Source organism: Streptomyces boncukensis (genome assembly GCF_011045075.1).
GTDB classification, from domain to species: Bacteria; Actinomycetota; Actinomycetes; order Streptomycetales; family Streptomycetaceae; genus Streptomyces; species Streptomyces boncukensis.
The window spans coordinates 1-15958 of sequence record NZ_JAAKZZ010000132.1; the positions used below are offsets into that span (position 1 = coordinate 1).

Annotated in this window: 20 protein-coding genes; 10 read left to right on the forward strand and 10 right to left on the reverse strand. The window is 70.1% G+C overall.

What is annotated here, in order from left to right:
* From G5C65_RS15060 to G5C65_RS15080, 5 genes are all read right to left on the reverse strand, one after another.
* Positions 1-487 (reverse strand): radical SAM protein (locus G5C65_RS15060; protein ID WP_165299330.1); only part of this gene is annotated, 487 nt, incomplete at its 3' end.
* Positions 488-528: 41 nt separating this feature from the next.
* Complete coding sequence (locus G5C65_RS15065; protein ID WP_165299331.1) at positions 529-1062, reverse strand: class IV adenylate cyclase; 534 nt, start codon at positions 1060-1062, stop codon at positions 529-531.
* A 191-nt stretch (positions 1063-1253) separates the two neighbouring features.
* Complete coding sequence (locus G5C65_RS15070) at positions 1254-1868, reverse strand: hypothetical protein (protein ID WP_165299332.1); 615 nt, start codon at positions 1866-1868, stop codon at positions 1254-1256.
* Positions 1869-1951: 83 nt separating this feature from the next.
* Complete coding sequence (locus tag G5C65_RS15075) at positions 1952-2416, reverse strand: DUF6415 family natural product biosynthesis protein (RefSeq protein WP_165299333.1); 465 nt, start codon at positions 2414-2416, stop codon at positions 1952-1954.
* Between the two features lie 80 nt (positions 2417-2496).
* Entirely contained in the window at positions 2497-2853 is a 357-nt protein-coding gene (locus tag G5C65_RS15080) for an ATP-binding protein (protein WP_338146405.1), read from the reverse strand.
* Between the two features lie 272 nt (positions 2854-3125).
* Between G5C65_RS15080 and G5C65_RS15085 the strand changes: the two genes are divergently transcribed.
* From G5C65_RS15085 to G5C65_RS15095, 3 genes are all read left to right on the forward strand, one after another.
* Entirely contained in the window at positions 3126-4388 is a 1263-nt protein-coding gene (locus G5C65_RS15085) for a helix-turn-helix transcriptional regulator (RefSeq protein ID WP_165299335.1), read from the forward strand.
* 14 nt (positions 4389-4402) lie between these two features.
* On the forward strand, positions 4403-4768 hold the full coding sequence (locus G5C65_RS15090; RefSeq protein WP_165299336.1) for a hypothetical protein: 366 nt from the start codon (positions 4403-4405) through the stop codon (positions 4766-4768).
* A gap of 159 nt (positions 4769-4927) precedes the next feature.
* Positions 4928-5767, forward strand: coding sequence for a DUF4231 domain-containing protein (locus G5C65_RS15095; protein ID WP_241265802.1), 840 nt, complete (start codon positions 4928-4930; stop codon positions 5765-5767).
* A gap of 119 nt (positions 5768-5886) precedes the next feature.
* Here G5C65_RS15095 and G5C65_RS15100 read toward each other — a convergent pair whose 3' ends face one another.
* Together G5C65_RS15100 and G5C65_RS15105 are read right to left on the reverse strand one after the other, a co-directional pair.
* On the reverse strand, positions 5887-6249 hold the full coding sequence (locus tag G5C65_RS15100) for a hypothetical protein (RefSeq protein ID WP_165299337.1): 363 nt from the start codon (positions 6247-6249) through the stop codon (positions 5887-5889).
* Between the two features lie 1050 nt (positions 6250-7299).
* Entirely contained in the window at positions 7300-7773 is a 474-nt protein-coding gene (locus G5C65_RS15105; protein WP_165299338.1) for a DUF5994 family protein, read from the reverse strand.
* Positions 7774-7956: 183 nt separating this feature from the next.
* Here G5C65_RS15105 and G5C65_RS15110 point away from each other — a divergent pair, with 183 nt between their 5' ends.
* The 4 genes from G5C65_RS15110 to G5C65_RS15125 all read left to right on the forward strand — a co-directional run bounded on the left by G5C65_RS15110 (position 7957) and on the right by G5C65_RS15125 (position 10313).
* Complete coding sequence (locus tag G5C65_RS15110; protein ID WP_165299348.1) at positions 7957-8208, forward strand: hypothetical protein; 252 nt, start codon at positions 7957-7959, stop codon at positions 8206-8208.
* A 194-nt stretch (positions 8209-8402) separates the two neighbouring features.
* A complete protein-coding gene (locus tag G5C65_RS15115) occupies positions 8403-8846 on the forward strand; it encodes a DUF5994 family protein (protein ID WP_338146406.1) in 444 nt (147 codons plus the stop codon).
* Between the two features lie 407 nt (positions 8847-9253).
* Entirely contained in the window at positions 9254-9592 is a 339-nt protein-coding gene (locus G5C65_RS15120) for a hypothetical protein (RefSeq protein WP_165299339.1), read from the forward strand.
* Between the two features lie 148 nt (positions 9593-9740).
* Positions 9741-10313, forward strand: a complete 573-nt coding sequence (locus tag G5C65_RS15125) for a DUF5994 family protein (protein ID WP_165299340.1) — start codon at positions 9741-9743, stop codon at positions 10311-10313.
* A 47-nt stretch (positions 10314-10360) separates the two neighbouring features.
* Here the strand turns inward: G5C65_RS15125 and G5C65_RS15130 are convergent, their stop codons facing one another.
* The 3 genes from G5C65_RS15130 to G5C65_RS15140 all read right to left on the reverse strand — a co-directional run bounded on the left by G5C65_RS15130 (position 10361) and on the right by G5C65_RS15140 (position 13243).
* Positions 10361-11083 carry a GAF and ANTAR domain-containing protein gene (locus G5C65_RS15130; protein WP_165299341.1) on the reverse strand — a complete coding sequence of 241 codons (723 nt, stop codon included), beginning with the start codon at positions 11081-11083 and terminating at the stop codon, positions 10361-10363.
* Positions 11084-11164: 81 nt separating this feature from the next.
* Positions 11165-11920 carry an ANTAR domain-containing protein gene (locus G5C65_RS15135; RefSeq protein ID WP_165299342.1) on the reverse strand — a complete coding sequence of 252 codons (756 nt, stop codon included), beginning with the start codon at positions 11918-11920 and terminating at the stop codon, positions 11165-11167.
* 684 nt (positions 11921-12604) lie between these two features.
* Complete coding sequence (locus tag G5C65_RS15140) at positions 12605-13243, reverse strand: TetR/AcrR family transcriptional regulator (protein ID WP_165299343.1); 639 nt, start codon at positions 13241-13243, stop codon at positions 12605-12607.
* Between the two features lie 85 nt (positions 13244-13328).
* On the opposite strand from G5C65_RS15140, the gene G5C65_RS15145 reads away from it, so the two are divergent.
* The 3 genes from G5C65_RS15145 to G5C65_RS15155 all read left to right on the forward strand — a co-directional run.
* Complete coding sequence (locus G5C65_RS15145) at positions 13329-14732, forward strand: MFS transporter (RefSeq protein WP_165299344.1); 1404 nt, start codon at positions 13329-13331, stop codon at positions 14730-14732.
* Positions 14733-15020: 288 nt separating this feature from the next.
* On the forward strand, positions 15021-15548 hold the full coding sequence (gene crcB / locus G5C65_RS15150; RefSeq protein WP_165299345.1) for a fluoride efflux transporter CrcB: 528 nt from the start codon (positions 15021-15023) through the stop codon (positions 15546-15548).
* Positions 15545-15958: DUF190 domain-containing protein (locus tag G5C65_RS15155; protein WP_165299346.1), on the forward strand; the 414-nt coding region annotated here is incomplete at its 3' end. The genes crcB and G5C65_RS15155, both read left to right, overlap by 4 nt.

Genomic DNA, 15958 nt, shown 5'->3' on the forward strand with positions numbered 1-15958 from the left:
GTTCCTCGGGGGTGGTGCCGAAGACGGACAGGTTGATGTGGTCCAGCCCGGCCTCCGCGCACTCGGGCAGTACGGCCGCGCCGTTCTCGCCGTTGGAGGTGAGCCCGACGGTCAGGTCGAGCCGCCTCGCGATGCGGACGAGATCAGGTAGGTCGGGGTGGAGGGTGGGTTCGCCGCCGGTGAAGTGGACCTCGTTGATGGGGAGGCTGCCGCGGACGGCGGCCAGGGCGAGCGCGAAGTCGGCGTCGGCGGGGATGCGCTGGGGGAGGAAGTCGGCGCCGTTGGTGGCCAGGTAGATCGAGACCCTGCCGGAGCGGCCGGGGGTGCCGGTGAAGGCGTCGGGTGGGCGGTCGGTGTTGTCGGTGGCGACGGGGGTGCCTTCGTTGTGGCAGAAGGTGCAGGCCAGTCCGCACGCGTCGATGATCTTTACGCGGAGGGTGCGGTCGGGAACGACCGTGACGGGGACGTCGTCGTGTGGGTCGTGCATCGTTCCGCCTTCCGTGGGGGGAAGTACGCCGATAGGCCGGGTCAGAAGCGCAGGTCGGTGATGGTGTCGAGGTTGATGTCGTAGCGGGCGTAGATCTTCTGGGTGTTCTCGCTGGTCAGCTCGTCTTTGGGGATGCCGAGGCGTTCGGCGGTCTGCCAGACCTGTTCCTCGTCGTCGCCCTCGATCTCCAGGTACGGGGGGATGTGGGGCCAGGTGTCGATCTCCAGCCGTACGCCGTCCAGGAGCCAGGAGTTGCGGCGGTTCTCCTGGTAGGAGCGGTGGGTCAGCCCCATGAGGCCGAGGAGGGCGTGGGTGTCCTCGAAGCTGCCGACGGTGGTCTCGGTCTCCTGGGTGCCGTCGATCGCGTCCGAGCTGATCGTCTTGACGCACAGCGTGACCGCGCCGCCCGCGTCGCGCAGCCGTACCCAGCGGCCGTCGACCGGGGGGATGGGGTTGTAGACGTAGCGGCGCATCAGGCGTTCGCCGTGGAAGGTGCCGCCTGCGGACTTGATGCGCGCGGCCATTGCCTCCGGGTCGATCTCCAGGGCCTTGGCCTCGTACTCGACGACGTGCATATGGTGCCAACTTCCAGTCGGATTACAGGGGATGGGGGAGTCTCGCAGGAGCGCGGGGCCGACCAGCCACTCGGTCAGCCGGTCCTCCACCGGGACAGCGAACGGGCGCGGCACGCTCCGCTCCGCTCTCGGTCTCCACCAGGGAGTGAGGGCGCGCCGAAGCTTCTGGAAGGCAGCCACGATCACATCCTTCAGAGGGCGGTGCGCAGATCGCGCGGGTTGACGGGGGTGACCTTGCGGAGTTCGCGGATGAGCTTGGAGGCGAGCATCGAAGGCAGCCCTGGGTCGTCCTTGGGCAGCCAGATGTCGGTGTCGCCGTGGTTGAGGCGCCAGCCGTCGACGGTGAGGCGGTAGCTGACCCCGCCCACTCCCCACAGCCGGGGCGCCCTCACCCGCAGCACGGTGAAGGCGCCGCTCTTGGGGCACACGGCCGTCGACAGCCGCGCGTCCTTCGCGCACAGCGGTGGCATGGCGCTCAGCGCGCCCTCCGGCCACGAGGTCGGGTCCAGCTCGTTGCGCCAGTCGAAGAAGAGCCACCCGTCCTTGTTGCGGTCCGCCGGGCCGCCGCAGACCTGGCACTTCATCGCGTACATGCACTCGTACTGCCGTCCTGGATGCATGGAGGCGAACTCGGGCCGGCCGACGCCGGGCGAGTACGAGCACCGGGCCCACAGCACCCCGAACCCATCACGATCGGCAGGGAACTCCCGCCCCTGGTAGGCCAACTTCGGGATGGGAGCGAGGGTGACGGCCAGGGTTGCCTCGGCGACCGCCTTCTCGCTGTCCCACATGGCCACGTATGGCACGCGCACCGAATGTCCGGTGCGCGGGTGCTTCGCGTACAGGGGCATACGGCCTGGCCCCAGGGCGAAGGAGGCCGCAGACGGGGTCATGGGACCCTCACCCCGGTGCCCGGCCAGCCCTCTCGCTCCAGGAGCGACAGCAGGTCCCGCGTCATCCGGGCCGTCTGCCGCGCTGCGGGCAGGGACGGTTGGGATCCTTCGCTCGCCGCGGCTCTGGCCCTGGCCACCATCTCCGCGACCACGATCCGCCCGGTGTCCAGCTCGGCTTCGGCAGCGTCCGCCAGAGCGTCCAGGTAGGCGTGCAGGGTGTCGGTGGTCGGCCACAGGTCGGCGGCATTCACGCTGTCGAAGTGCCTGCTGAGTACGTACTCGACGGTTCGGCGAACGGTCTCGGGCGTTACGGCCACGGGATCGCCCTGCTCTTCGGCCTGCCAGCGGCGCATCGCCTCCAGGAAGCGACGAAGGGTCGCGGCGTCGGTGGCCTCGACCGCGACTTCGCCGAAGGCAGGAACATCGTGATCGCACGCTTGCCCTGGCGTCCGGCGTTCCACCGGCGGGGTGTCGGGGACGCGTTCCAGCGGCTCGTGTCGGCCTACGAGAGCGAAGCGGCGAGGTCGTCGGTGGCGAGCCATCACGTACCCGCCTCGTCCGCCAAGTCCGCCCACACGGTCTTGCCGCTCGTGTGCACATCAGTACCCCAGTCAATGGCGAGGGCAGCGACCAGGAGCAGCCCTCTGCCCCTCGTCTCCTCCTCGCCTGGAGACTGCAGCACGGGCCGGATGCGGGACTGGTTCGTCACACGGATGCGCACGCGAGACCGCGAGGGCCGCTCGATGCTGAAGACCAAGTAGCGGCCTGAGCCGTGCTGCACCGCGTTCGCGACCAGCTCGGTGGCGACCAAGTTGGCTCCGTTCAGGAGTGCTTCGAGGCGCCATACGCGCAGCGCCGTGACCACCAGGTCGCGGGCGAGGCCCGCAGACTCCGGCACGGACGGAAACGTCTGGCTGTATCCGGGCGCGCCGATCGACGTCGCTCTTGCCGCCGTCATGGTCACAGGTCGTCCCTCCGGGATCGGTCGCTCGACCAGAGCGGCCTCCCCTCATGTAGGGGTGGTCGCGGGAGCCGGTCCGACTTTCAGGACTCCAGCCAACCGCCGGAGATCGCTGCGGACCACCGCATCTGTGCGGCAGTCTTGATGCACCTCTGATGCACGGGGCGCCGCAGCGGGTAGGGCCCCAGTCAGGCGGGGAGGGGAGCACCATGCGGTTGTCCGAGCGACGTAAAGCCATGGGCTACAGTCAGGAGAAATTCGCCCATGCGCTCGGCGTGGACCGCACAACGGTCGGCCGTTGGGAACGCGGTGAGACCACGCCCGAATGCGTCCACCGGCCGAAGATGGCCGAACTCCTGCGCCTGGACATCACCGAACTCGGCCGCATGCTGGATCCACCACCAGCAGTCCACCACCACGCGCAGCCAGTACAGCCCCTACCCCGTCCCGTTCACGGCCCAGGTGAATCCGACGAAATGATCCGACGCAAGTTTCTGCGCCTGCTCACGGTGACCGGAGCCCTGACCGCGCTGGGGCCCGAGGCAGCCGACGACATAGCGGAGGCCGTCGAGCGCGGCTCGGCCGACGACTACCGCCGGATGAACGACCACCTCTGGCAGGTCTACCAACTGGCCCGCTCCAAGCGTTCCGTCCACGGCGTCGTCCAGGACCAGCTCGACGCGCTCGCAGACGCCCTGAAGACAGGCTCATCAAGCCGGGCTGCCGCGATGTGCGAAGCCGCCGGAGACCTCTTCCAGCTCTCCGGCGAGCTGGCCTTCGACAGCAACCGCTACGCGGATGCCGCCGCGGCCTACTCCGTGGCCGCGTCCGCCAGCGACAGCGCGCACGCCTTCGACCTGTGGGCCTGCGCGCTCGTCCGGCACGCCTACGTGGACATGTCCGAGCGGCAGTTCACGGAAGCCACCGAGACCCTGGACGTCGCCCGCACCATCGCCACGCGCGGCGACCCCGCCCTGTCCACCCGCTACTGGGTCGCCTCCGTCCAGGCCGAAGCACACGCGAACCTCGGCGACCTGAACGTCTGCCAGCGCGCCCTCGACGAGGCCCAGAAGGTCACCGACCTCCCCGGCCCCGTCCACAACGGCGGATGGCTCCGCTTCGACGGCTCCCGCCTCCCCGAAGAACGCGGAGCCCGCTTCGTCCAGCTCGGCCGACTCGACCTCGCCGAGAAGGCCCTCAAGAGCGCCCTCGACTCCACCGCGCTGGCCAAGGGAACCTCCTACCGACGCCGAGGCTCCGTCCTGGTCGACCTCGCACTGATCGGCGCCAAACGCCACGACGCGGAACAAGCCGTCACCCACGGCCGCGAGGCACTCCACCTCGCGCGGCAATCCGGCTCGGGCTACGTCGCCCGTAGACTCCAGACGCTACGGGACGATCTGCGCTCCTACGGCCACGATCACCGCGTAGCCGAACTGGCCGCCGACATCGGCAGCCTGCACGCGACGTGACGAGAGGGGTAGGCATGACGGACACCGAGGGCGCCCGCCTGTTCCGGGAGACCTGGATCGCGGGAGTCACCAAGCACTACCCGGGCGAACCCAAAGCCAGCTACGTCACGCCCTGGGAAGACACCCCCGACTGGGAACGCAAAGCCGCCGGAGCCGTCTACCAGCAGGTGCGCCACTTCCTCGACCTGAGCGGCGGCAACGCCAAGCGCCTCACCCGTGAACAGAAGGGCCGCTTCGTCGCCACCTGCTGGACCGCCCAGATGTACAAGCACTTCGGCGACCCCAAGCCCGCCTACGTCGCCGACTGGCCCGACCTCCCGGAATGGCAGAAGGAAACCGACTCCGACATCTTCGAAGCTATCGAGGCAGCCGTCGTTTAGATGGCAGCGAAGTGAGGTCACCCCCTTTTCTCATGCGCCGAAAAAAGGGCGGCCTTCGGCGTGTTGGTAGGAAATGTTCCAGTCGCACTTTAGATCCGCAAGCGATGTTCTATGGCCTTGGCCATCGCGGGGGAGAGGACGCAAGCGATGGAACGTAGCTTGGACGACGACGCGTCGAACCGGCTGGAGAGATCTGGGCGGCGTCTGCTCTTCGACACACGGAATGAAGTTAGGCAGGCAGAGGCCCTCTTGCGCCGACGACGGAGCATCAGCCGATCTCACCGGATCGCGTTGACGGTGGGAGGTGCTGCGGTTCTTAGTGGTGTATCTGGAACCACGCTGATGTGGGACACCTCCCGGTTCGCTCAGGGGAATGTGATCTGTGGCGCTTTGGTAATCCTATCTGCCTTCGCGAGTTGGCTTTCCAGGGACAGTTCCGTTGGAAGTCGTCAATTCCTTGAAGCGGATCTCGAAGAGAAGCGCGAATCGCTTCGTCGACTAAACGCACACGAGCACCCGCCGTTGTCTGAGCGGCGCTTGTTGTACCGAGAGGACATTGCCGAGGTAATCGATCAGTACCAGGCTGACAGTAGGAAGTATCGCCGCGTACACAACGCCCTGCAATCCCTCATCATGATCGGCTCAGCAGCCACGACGACCATTGCAGCTCTTGATACTGGAAAGCAGCTGACCTGGCAGAGCATGTCGCTCACCATTATTAGCTTTGCCATCACTCTCGCCGCAGCCTTCACCGGTTACTACAAGTACCGGGAGCGTAGCTATTTTCTCCAGCAGACGGCCGACGACATCGAGAAGGAGGCCAACGCTGTTTCCCTTGGCGTCGGCCCGTATAGCGAGTTTGGTCCTGATCAAGAGCAGGACGCCCTCAAGATGTTCACCCAGCGCGTTGAGGAACTCCGCAACGAGCAGCGTCGTCGGCAGCAGCAATTGGACCAGCCAACCGAACAATCAGCGCCCGCAATCCAGCCCCCCGTCTGAGGACGCGTTCACCTCATGCGGAATTAGCGGAAGTGGGGGAAAATTCTAGGTAATCCACCGTGATTCCTGCTTGGCGACTCGAAATCGACGTCTTCGTGATTCTAATTTCAGCGCGCAAGTCACCGCGTCGGGGTGTCTCGAAGGTCATCCTCGGTCAGGGATTCGACTGCTGAGTAGAGCTGGCCAACGAGGTCTTGCAGTATCGACTTCGAGGGTATTTCGCCGCTGAATGTGATGAACTCGGAATAACGGTACTCCCTATCGCAGATGTAGCCGCGCAACTCAAACAGTGGTATCTCATTTTCCGATCGGGGGACTTCGAACGCTGAGACGATGCGTATCAGGCCCTTGGTATCTTCGGAGTGAAGGGTCCATTCCAGTGCCCCGTGGCGAGCGACTCCTTCATAAAGCCAGGAGTAGTTGGCGGCGCGTGTGTCTTTCGTGCCGCGGAAGAGGGCTTCCTGCAAAATGTGGCGAGTCACCTGACCTCCATCTCCGTCGTATCCAAGATTGCGTCGGCTGGCGCCCCCCTTGGGAGCAGGAATTCGAGCCCGCCACCTCGTTCGACTCTCTTTGGTCCGCGTATTTCAGGAACCTTCGTGGGGTCGATCAGAATCGCAAAGGTTCGCAATATTTGTGGACAGGGGAGTCGCAGATAGTGCGCAGCTTCTTCGGGGCTGTACCCGGTCGGGGTGGCCCAGAGGCCACTGTCGCCCCCTGCGAATCCCTCCCGAAAGTTGTGCTGTTGCCCTGGCAAGAGATAATGGATTAGGAGGCGTCCCCTGAGTTGCTTAGAATCTGCCAAAGTGTGTGATTCCAGAACTTCCCACTCATTGTAAACATCGCCATCGAACATGAACTTATCGAGCTCCGTGGCGAGGAATCCACAGGTTCCCATGACGCGACTCCTTTTTGGCACCGTCTCCAGGGTGCGCCCTGTCCGGCGCGGTCGCGACTCGGACAGAACGAGCCCGCAGAGTCTGGGGCTGGCTCTGCGATGTTCCGCTATTGGGTGCTCCCCATGCGTGAGCGATGCGTGAGCGGACGCGCCGCGAACGATTCGGACCACGCGTCAGCGGTCACCTTCCGCACCGCTCCTGACCTGGTACGGAAGGATCTCGCGGACGTACCCGTCACCGGTCGGCATGCCTTGACCAGGACTTTTAATCCATTGGTTGTGGGTTCGAGTCCCACACGGCCTACCACTGCTGAGCCCCGTTCTCGACGAGGACGGGGCTCAGCTCTTGGGGCCGCGCACCGTGCCGGTGGGCGGGCTACGCGGCCCCGCGGGCGATGCTCGTGGTCGACGAGGTGTGCACCGCCCCGCACCGCCGCGCCGCACCCAGCGCAACTTCGAACTCCGGGGGTTCGATCTGCCCCACACCTGCCGAGTGATCGCAACGGACCGGGTCGCCTACCTCACCTTCGGGCAGTGCGCCGGTCGCCTCCGCGGCGTAGGTCCTGGCTCAGCGGGCGGGCTCCGGTTCGCGGGTGTCCGCGTCGGGGCGGCGGTTCCACAGGGCCGGACGGGTTCAGCCGGTGCCGGCGCCGGTGTCTATGAGGATCTGCTCGGCCCGCGCGGGGGTGTCGGCGCGGACGGCCTCTGCCATCGCGGCGCGCGCCGCGTCGGGGGAGGTGTGCGGCGGGACCACCAGCAGGGAGAACAGGTCGCGGTCGCCCCGGGTGATGAGCACCGTGTCGTCGCCGATCGGGAAGGAGTCGATGTGGACGAGGCGGTCGTCGATGGTCATCCTGGTCGGCAGCCCTTCCCACGCCTCGGCGTCCAGGCCGACGCGTGTGACCGGCCCGAGGTATCCGGTCAGCGCCGTGACCAGGCTGGGAAGCTCGTCGGTGATGTTGCGGGAACGCGGCCACCATGCCCCGTCGAGCACCCCCTGCCGGTCGTGCGTCGTCTCCAGCCGTACGACAGCCGTCCCTGGCCTGACGGCCTGGTGAACGCCGTCCGGGAGGAGCTTTGCCACGTACGGGCGATGGAGTTCGGGCATCGCGCTCGCCTGTCTGCGGAGGAGCGGGGCCGGGCGAAAGGGGGGTGGTCTCCCTCTTTCAGCGTACTCCCGGCGCCCGCGCCCGGCACCCGCGGACATCCCACCCGCCATTCTGTGAAGGCCCTGGGCACGCCGGAGTAAGGTGAAGATCCTTCCCCCGTTATGCAGGACAACGAGGTCGCCATGCAGTCAGCGGACACACCCCGGGATGGGCACGCCGAGGTGCGCATCATCGCGGAGACCCCCGAGGTCGCCCGGCGCGTCGCGGAGGCACTCCGCCACTGCTTCGCCGCAGCCGAGCAGCGCAGCTACCCAGCGGGAGACCAGGGCGGAACCCGTCTTGAGCTCACCGTGGACACCGCCCGCGCGTCGGAACTGGCGCGGTCCTGGCTGGAGGCCAGCCGCTCCTCGGCGAACGACGGCTCAGGGGAGTGAGCCGTCGTTCGCCGAGGAGCGGCCCGTCCTGCCCCTGGGGAGTAGCGTGGTGCTGTCGGGAGTACTTCGCGCATCGGCCCCGATGCCGGTGTCGTTCCCGGTGAGCGTCGACACCGGACGGCTGCCTTCGCGCGGGAGTCCGGAGAGAGGTTCGCGCAGTGTCCGCGAGCACCGACCACCTTCCGCCGGAGCGTGTGCCTTTCAGGGCTCCCACGGCCCGCCTCGCGCTGAAACCCTTGAGCCCCTCCCGCAGGCCCGGCGAACTGGACGGCGCCTGGTGGCCGCGTTCACGTGACCTGGCGAGCGAGCTCTCCGCCCTTGCGGATGTGCTGGATCCGCTGTGGGGGCGGATCGCACGTGTCGCCGTCAACCAGCGCTTCTGGCCGGTCATCCCGCGCAAGGTCTTCGTCAACGGCCATGTGGTGAAGGTCGCCTGGTTCACCTCGGAGTCGGACCCGCACAGGATCCTGCTGCTGTCCTACACGGCGGGGCGCTGGGACCTCCTCGTGATCCCCCCGGAGAGTCGTGCCACTTCGGCCACCCGGCTGCTGGCCGCCGCGAGCGGGCACGCCGGACCACCGATGACGGCGACGGCGCTCATGACGGCGGAGCAGACCCTTCACGGTGGACACGTCTGAGCCACCGGTCCACGCGCCGGACGCGCATCGCGCGGCCCTCCGCGAGGGAGCGTCCGGCCGGCCGGGCCGAGAGCCGCGAGGGGCAGGGCGACGGCCGTCACCCCGCCCCGGCACCGCCTGATGGGGCAGCGTGTTGACACGGTCCCCCACCGGACGTTGACTGGCACCACCGCACGAGGAGCACGCCGGGGAACACGCCCCCGCAGAGCGCTGGAGCATCCCCGTGAGGCACTCCGCCGTCCCTCCCGCCTCGTCGGCTCCTGCCCGATCCGCCCACCGGACGACGGCGGGACCGGCGACGACGACCGCGTCCCGGAGGATCGGGCACACGACGCGGACGATGAAGGACAGGGTCACCGGCAAGACCGTCACGGTGATTGTCATCGCGACAGAAGTGGCAGGCGACGATGTACGACCAGACACGCGCCCAGCAACCCCCGGACCACCCCCCGGACCGCGGTGAACGCCGCGGCTCGGGCCCGGATACGCTCCTTCCGCCGGACGATCGTGACCGGATCGCGCTGCGCCTCGGACGGGCCCTCAACACCTTCGCCGACACCCCGCACGGGGCGCTGGCGGAGGCCGAGGCCGCCCTCGACGAGGTCACCGCCCAGCTCGCGAACGTCCTCGCGGAACGGCGACGGGCCCTCCGCGCGAGCTGGCAGGAACCCTTGGCGGAGTCCGACGAACTCCGGCTCGCGATGCGGCAGTACCGGGAGATCACGCAACGCCTGCTCCGCCTCTAGGCCGTGACCGGAACGGCGGAACGCGGCGAGCGCGGAGTAGGGTGGAGAGCGCGGAGGGCATCCGCACACCGGCTTCCATGCCGGGTCGTCCTCGGCGAAAGACGAATCCCGGGCCACCGCAGAGGTGGCCTGGAGACGGGTCGGCGTCATGTCAGCGATCCTGCCCCTGGCCCCACCGCACGACCAGCCCCCTGCCGTCGGGGCCGCGCGTCTCGCGCTCAAGCCCGACGGCGGGTCCCGTGGGCTCCTGGACGGTGCCTGGTGGCCCCGCTCCCGGGATCTGCTGGGCGAGCTGCCCGCGCTCATCGACGTCCTGGACCCGCTGTGGGGCCGCATCACCCGGGTCGCCGTCAACCCGGAGCACTGGCCGGCCGTGCCGCGCGAGGTGGCCGTGCGAGGCCGCGTCGTCAAGGTCGGCTGGTTCACCCCGGAACTCGACCCGCACAAGCTGCTGCTGCTCTCCTACCGCATCGGCCGCTGGGACCTGCTCGTCGTTCCGCCCGGAAGCACGGCGGCGTCAGCGGCCCGGCTGATGGCCGCCGCGTCCCGGTACGACGGCCCGCCCTTGTCCGCGAGCGAGCTCATCTCGGCGGACGCGTCACGGCACGACCGTTCCGCGGCCGACCAGCCACTCGATCCGGACCAGGCATGGGAGTACGAGGGCGGGGCCGCACCGGGTTCCGCGGCCGTTCCGGAACCGGCCGCCGGACCCGTCGCCTGAGCGCCGGCGGGTGAGGTGGCGCGTCGGCGGCGGTGGCCGGGCCGGGGTCAGGAGTTCGGGCGGAGGTCGGGGAGGGACCGGGTGCCGTCGACGAACACGGTGGCGAGCTCGGTGAGCCGCAGGTTGTGGGAGCGGGCGTAGCCCCGCAGCAGCGTGAACGCCTCCTCCATGCTCAGGTTGTAGCGTTCGGCGAGTTTGCCCTTGGCCTGCTCGATGACCACCCGGGTGTCGAGGGCGGTCTCCAACTGCCGGGTGAGCAGGCCCTGGTCCTCGGCGGCACGCTGCTGTAGGACGCTGATCGTGGCCACGTCGGCCATCGCCTGCGCCAGCTTCGTGACCTGCGGGTCCAGGGGCCGCAGCGCGGTGTGGAAGAGGTTGAGGGCGCCGACGGTCTTCTCGCGCAACCGCATCGGCAGGGCCTGGACGGAGGTGAAGCCGTGCCGCTGGGCGGCCTCGGCGAAGCGCGGCCACCGCTCGGGTTTCACGGTCAAGTCGGGGATGGTGACCGGCTGCCCGGTGCGGAAGCACGTCAGGCAGGGGCCGCTGTCGTTCTGCACCTGGAGCAGTTCCATGAGGCGCGCCTCGTCACTGGAGGACGCCATCACGCGCAGCACCCCGTCGCGGTCGGCCAGCAGCACCCCGGTCGCGGCGACTCTCAGCGTGCCCACGCAGCGGTCCGTGAGCAGTGCCAGAAAGTCGATCAGGTCGAAGTCGTCGACCAGGTTGTCGGCCAGTTCGACGAAGGCCGGAACCAGGCGTCGTTCATCCATGCTGATCACCTGCGGTCCTGAGGGGCTGCGCGACCGATCGCGCGGAAGCGTCGGACGGTGAGGTTGAGGCAGGCACCGGCGTCACTCCTCTTCACGGACATGTGTGGTGCCGTCCGGATCGAAACGCAGACGGCGGGCCACCACCTCGACGGCGATATCGCCCACCTTCCGCGACTGGGCATAGGCGTACGCGCGCAGGCGTACGGCGGCTTCCTCGGCACCCACCCCGATCTGTTCGGTCAGCATGCCGACGGCTTGGTCGATCTCCGCCCGGTACTGGTCGAAGCCCATGACATCCTCCATCGCGCCTGGACCCGGCCCTTCCACGGTGCGGAACCCGGCGGTGGCCAGGAGCAGCAGAGCCGTGGCAGCGTCCGCGAAAGCGAGAGCCTCGGCGAGTGCCTCGCCCTCCAGCGTGCCGGTGCGGGAGGCGTACATGTCCAGCACTCCGGGGATGCCGCCGCCGGCGTCCAGCGGCAGCGCGAAGAGCGCGTGGGCTCCCGCGGCGTACGCTGCGGGAGCGAACGCGGGCCAGCGCGCGTGGAGTTCTCCCACGGACAGGTCGCCGGACAGCACGGGAGAGCCGGAGACGATGGCGTCCACGCATGGCCCTTCGCCCAGCGTGAGCTGTAGCTCCTCCAGTTCACCGCTGATCCGATCGGTGGTGTGCAGGACATGACGCAGGGCCGGGGTGTACATGGCCGAGATGCCGACCCCGTCAACGGGCAGCGTCTCCACCGCTGCCGCGCACACATCGCGCACGTCCGCTCGGCCGCCGCGGCGTCCGGCCTTCAGGGCGACCAGCTCCAGGGCGCGCAAGGCCCGCCGGTCAAGCATGACAGAAGGGTGTGCGGGCTGCGAGAGGAAAGCGCATAAGGGGTCTCCGTCCTGCGGCGAGGAGGGCCGCGACGGAGCCCGAGGTTAAACGGCGGGGACTTGACCATCAGTCCTGATCCCACGAGGCAGCCTGTACTTTCACACTATCGCAGCGCGGGGGTCTCCGAAGGAGTTCCGAAGGGCTCGGGGGCGGCAGGGAGCGGCGGGGAGCGGCAGGGAGCGGCAGGGAGGTGCTCGTCCTGACAGCCCCGGGCGGCTCCCACTGAATTCTCCGCTCCGCATCCGCGCGTGCCCCGGACGCATATATGCGGGTGCGGAGGAAAGGTGAGGGGTACGCCCGGTCTGCCGACGAAGTCGGCCACGGCGCAGGGATGTCGGCTGCGGCGCGGTCGGCCGCCGCCGGATGCCTCGGCGACGGCCGCCCTGCGGCCCGGGGCGTGGACCCCCCCTTGCGCCCCAGGCCACCCCGGCCCGTCCCTGCCCGAGGTTGTGGGGACGGGGGCGCCGGGGCCGCTTGTTCGTCACGGCGAAGGGCGGGCCTCGGCTTCGGGGTCATCTGTGTGCGCCTGCCGCGTGACGCGTCGGTCACACGAACGCTGCTCGCCGAGGTCTGGAGCGAACCGTCACCCGAAGCGTAGGTCCCACGGCAGCGTGCCGCAACGATGCGGTCACACATAGTGAAGATCATTCGGAGCTCGCCCCGTGCGCCCCGCCCGTCTCGTCCGCTCCGAACACCTCGTCCAGGTGGGCGTGCAGCAGGGCGTGGGCCGCGTCCGGGGAGCGCTGGCCGACCAGGACGCTGGTGCCCAGGCCGTGGCTGAGGGTCAGCAGGCGCGCGGCCTCCGCCGCCGGGTCGCGGCGCGGATCCAGGGCGCCGTCGCGCTGTGCGCGCCGCAGCACCTCCGCGAGCTGACGCTCCAGGCGGTCCGGTCCCTCGACGAAGGGCTGGGCCGCGAGCTCGGGGTCGGTCATGGCCAGGGTGGCGTACGCGGTCCACACCAGGTGGAAGTCGCGGCTCGGGCCGTCCGTCGGGAGCGCTTCGGCGAGGAACGCCTCGAAGAGGGCGCGCGGCGTCACCGGGCGGGGCAGCTGGGCCAGCCGCGCCGACCAGCGCTCGTGGCTGAGCCGCTCCAGCCGCAGCAGCGCGGCGTGCATCAGCTCGGCCTTGGTCCCGAAGTAGTGCTGGACCAGGTTCAGCGAGACGCCCGCCTCGGCGGCGACGCCGCGCAGGGTGACCGTGTGCAGCCCCTCCCGCGCCGCGACGCGGGCCAGGGCATCGGCGATGTGCGCCCGTCGCTGGGCGTGGTCGACGCGTTTCGGCATGGGGCCTTCCGTGTGCGTTCGGGGGCGTTCCCTTTTCATGGTACAGCTGTACTATGAAAAATCCCGGACGGGAGGAGGGAGCGGTATGCGGCGCGGGGTGCTGTGGCTGGCGTGTGCGGCGCAGTTCATGGTGGTGCTCGACGTCTCCGTCGTGAACGTCGCACTGCCCTCCATCCAGTCCGCGCTCGGCTTCGACGAGGTCGGGCTCCAGTGGGTCGTCGGCGGATACGCGCTGGTGTTCGCCGGCTTCCTGCTGCTCGGCGGGCGGCTGGCCGACCTGTACGGGCGCCGCCGGGTGTTCCTGTGCGGGCTGGCCCTCTTCTCCGGGGCCAGCCTGGTCGGCGGGCTCGCCACGACCGCGGGGCTGCTGGTCGCGATGCGGGCCGTGCAGGGGCTGGGCGCCGCCGTGCTCGCCCCGGCCACCCTGACGATCCTCACCACCGGCTTCGCCGAGGGACCCGCGCGCACCCGCGCGCTCGCCACCTGGACGGCCGTCAGCTCCGCCGGGGGCGCGGCGGGCAACCTGGTCGGCGGGCTGCTCACGCAGTCGCTGTCGTGGCGCTGGATCCTGCTCGTCAACGTGCCGATCGGCGCCCTCGCCCTCGTCGCCGCCGTACGGCTGCTGCCCGCCGACCCCGCGCGCGACCGCTCCGGCCGGCTCGACGTCCCCGGCGCGCTGTGCGCGACGCTCGGCGTCACCGCGCTCGTCCACGGCATCACCCGGGCGCAGACGGACGGCTGGGGCGGTACGGCCACCCTGGCGGGCCTCGGCTTCGGCGTCCTCGCGCTGGCCGCGTTCGCCCTCACGGAGGCGCGGTACGCGGCCGCCCCGCTGACGCCGCCGCGCCTGGTGCGGCTGCGCCCGGTGTGGGCCGGGAACGCGGTGATGCTGCTCGCCGGCGCCTGCTTCATCCCCATGTGGTACTTCCTCTCGCTCTTCATGCAGGACGTGCTCGGCTACGGGGCGCTCGCCACCGGCGTCGGCTTCCTGCCGCACACCCTGGCCGGGATCGCCGCGGCGCGGCTGGCACCATCCGTGATGCGCCGGACGGGCGCCCGCGCGCTGATCGCGCTCGGCGCGCTGCTCGCCGCCGCCGGGTTCCTCTGGCAGAGCCGGGCCACCGGGGGCGCGGGGGACACGGGGTACGTGGCCGGGCTGCTCGGCCCCGCGCTGGTGATGTCGACGGGCATGGGGCTGCTGGTCACCCCGATCACCGCGACGGTCACCTCCGGCGTGGAGCAGCGGGACGCGGGCGCCGCGTCCGGCCTGATGAACGCCTCCCGGCAGATCGGCGGCGCCTTCGGCCTCGCGGCGCTGGTCACCCTCGGCGCCGCGGCGGGCGGAGGCGGGGGTGACCTCTCGTACGAGGCGGTCTTCCGCGCCCTGGCGGTGGCGTGCGCGGCGGTCGCGCTGCTGGCCCGCGCGCTGCCCGAGGACTCCGCGGGGGCGCCCCGAAAGGGCACGGTGAGCCGCGCGACCAGCGCGTGATCACCCGCAGACCGCAGTGAACGGCGAGGGGCAGCCCCTGCCCGTGCCGTTCAGCCCGCAGCCCGCAGCCCGCAGCCCGCAGCCCGCAGCCCGCAGCCCGCAGCCCGCGGGTCGCGGGGCGCGGGCTCCGGCGCCGGGTGCGCGGGAGGCCGGCCGGGTGGCGGGGCGCCGCCCCGGGTACCCTGGTGCGTGGCGGTGGGGCCCGCCTGAGACGGCAGTCATCGAAACGCGGCACGGGAGCCGCCAACGGTCCCTACTTGTGGCGAGAGCCGGAGTAGGAGTGTGTGCATGTCAGAGTCCCGTGTCCAGGAGGTCGGGGAGGGCGGGGAGCCCACCGACCCCGATGCCGACCCCGCGGCCCCGCCGGCGCCCGCGCCGCTGCGCGGTGCCTGGCGCGGCCAGTGGCCGGTCCTCGGCATGGTGGCGCTGGGCGGCGGCGTCGGCGCCGCCGCGCGGTACGCCGCCGCCGAGCTCTGGCCGTCCGCCGCCGACGGATTCCCGGTCGCCACCCTCGTCGTCAACGTCGTGGGCTGCGCGCTCATCGGCGTGTTCATGGTCGTGATCAGCGAGGTGTGGGCGGCGCACCGGCTCGTACGCCCGTTCGTCGGAACGGGGGTGCTCGGGGGCTTCACCACCTTCTCCACCTACGCGGCGGACATCCGCCATCTGGTGCAGGACGGCCGTCCGGCGCTCGGTCTGGCCTATCTCGGGTTGACGCTGGTGGCGGCGCTGGCGGCGGTGTGGGCGGCGGCGGTGGCGACCAGGCGGGCCCTCCGGGCCGCCCGCCGCACGGTTCACGGAGGGAGCGGGCGATGACGGACAGCACGGCGGACAGCACGGCGAACGGCAGGGCGGACAGGCTGACGGGCCGGTCGCTGCGGCTCACGGTGTTCATCGGGGAGAACGACACCTGGCGGCACCGCCCGCTCTACTCCGAGATCGTGCACCGCGCCCGCGCCGCCGGGCTGGCCGGCGCCAGCGTCTTCCGGGGCATCGAGGGCTTCGGCGCCTCCTCCCTCGTCCACACCTCGCGGCTGCTCTCGCTCAGCGAGGACCTGCCGGTCGCGATCGTGGTCGTGGACGCCGAGGCGCGGGTACGCGCCTTCCTGCCGCAGCTCGACGAGCTGGTCTCGGAGGGCCTGGTGATCCTGGACGAGGTGGAGGTCATCCGCTACGCGGGCCGCGAAGCGGCGGAGGAGCCGGGGAAGCGGGAGGAGCCGGGGGAG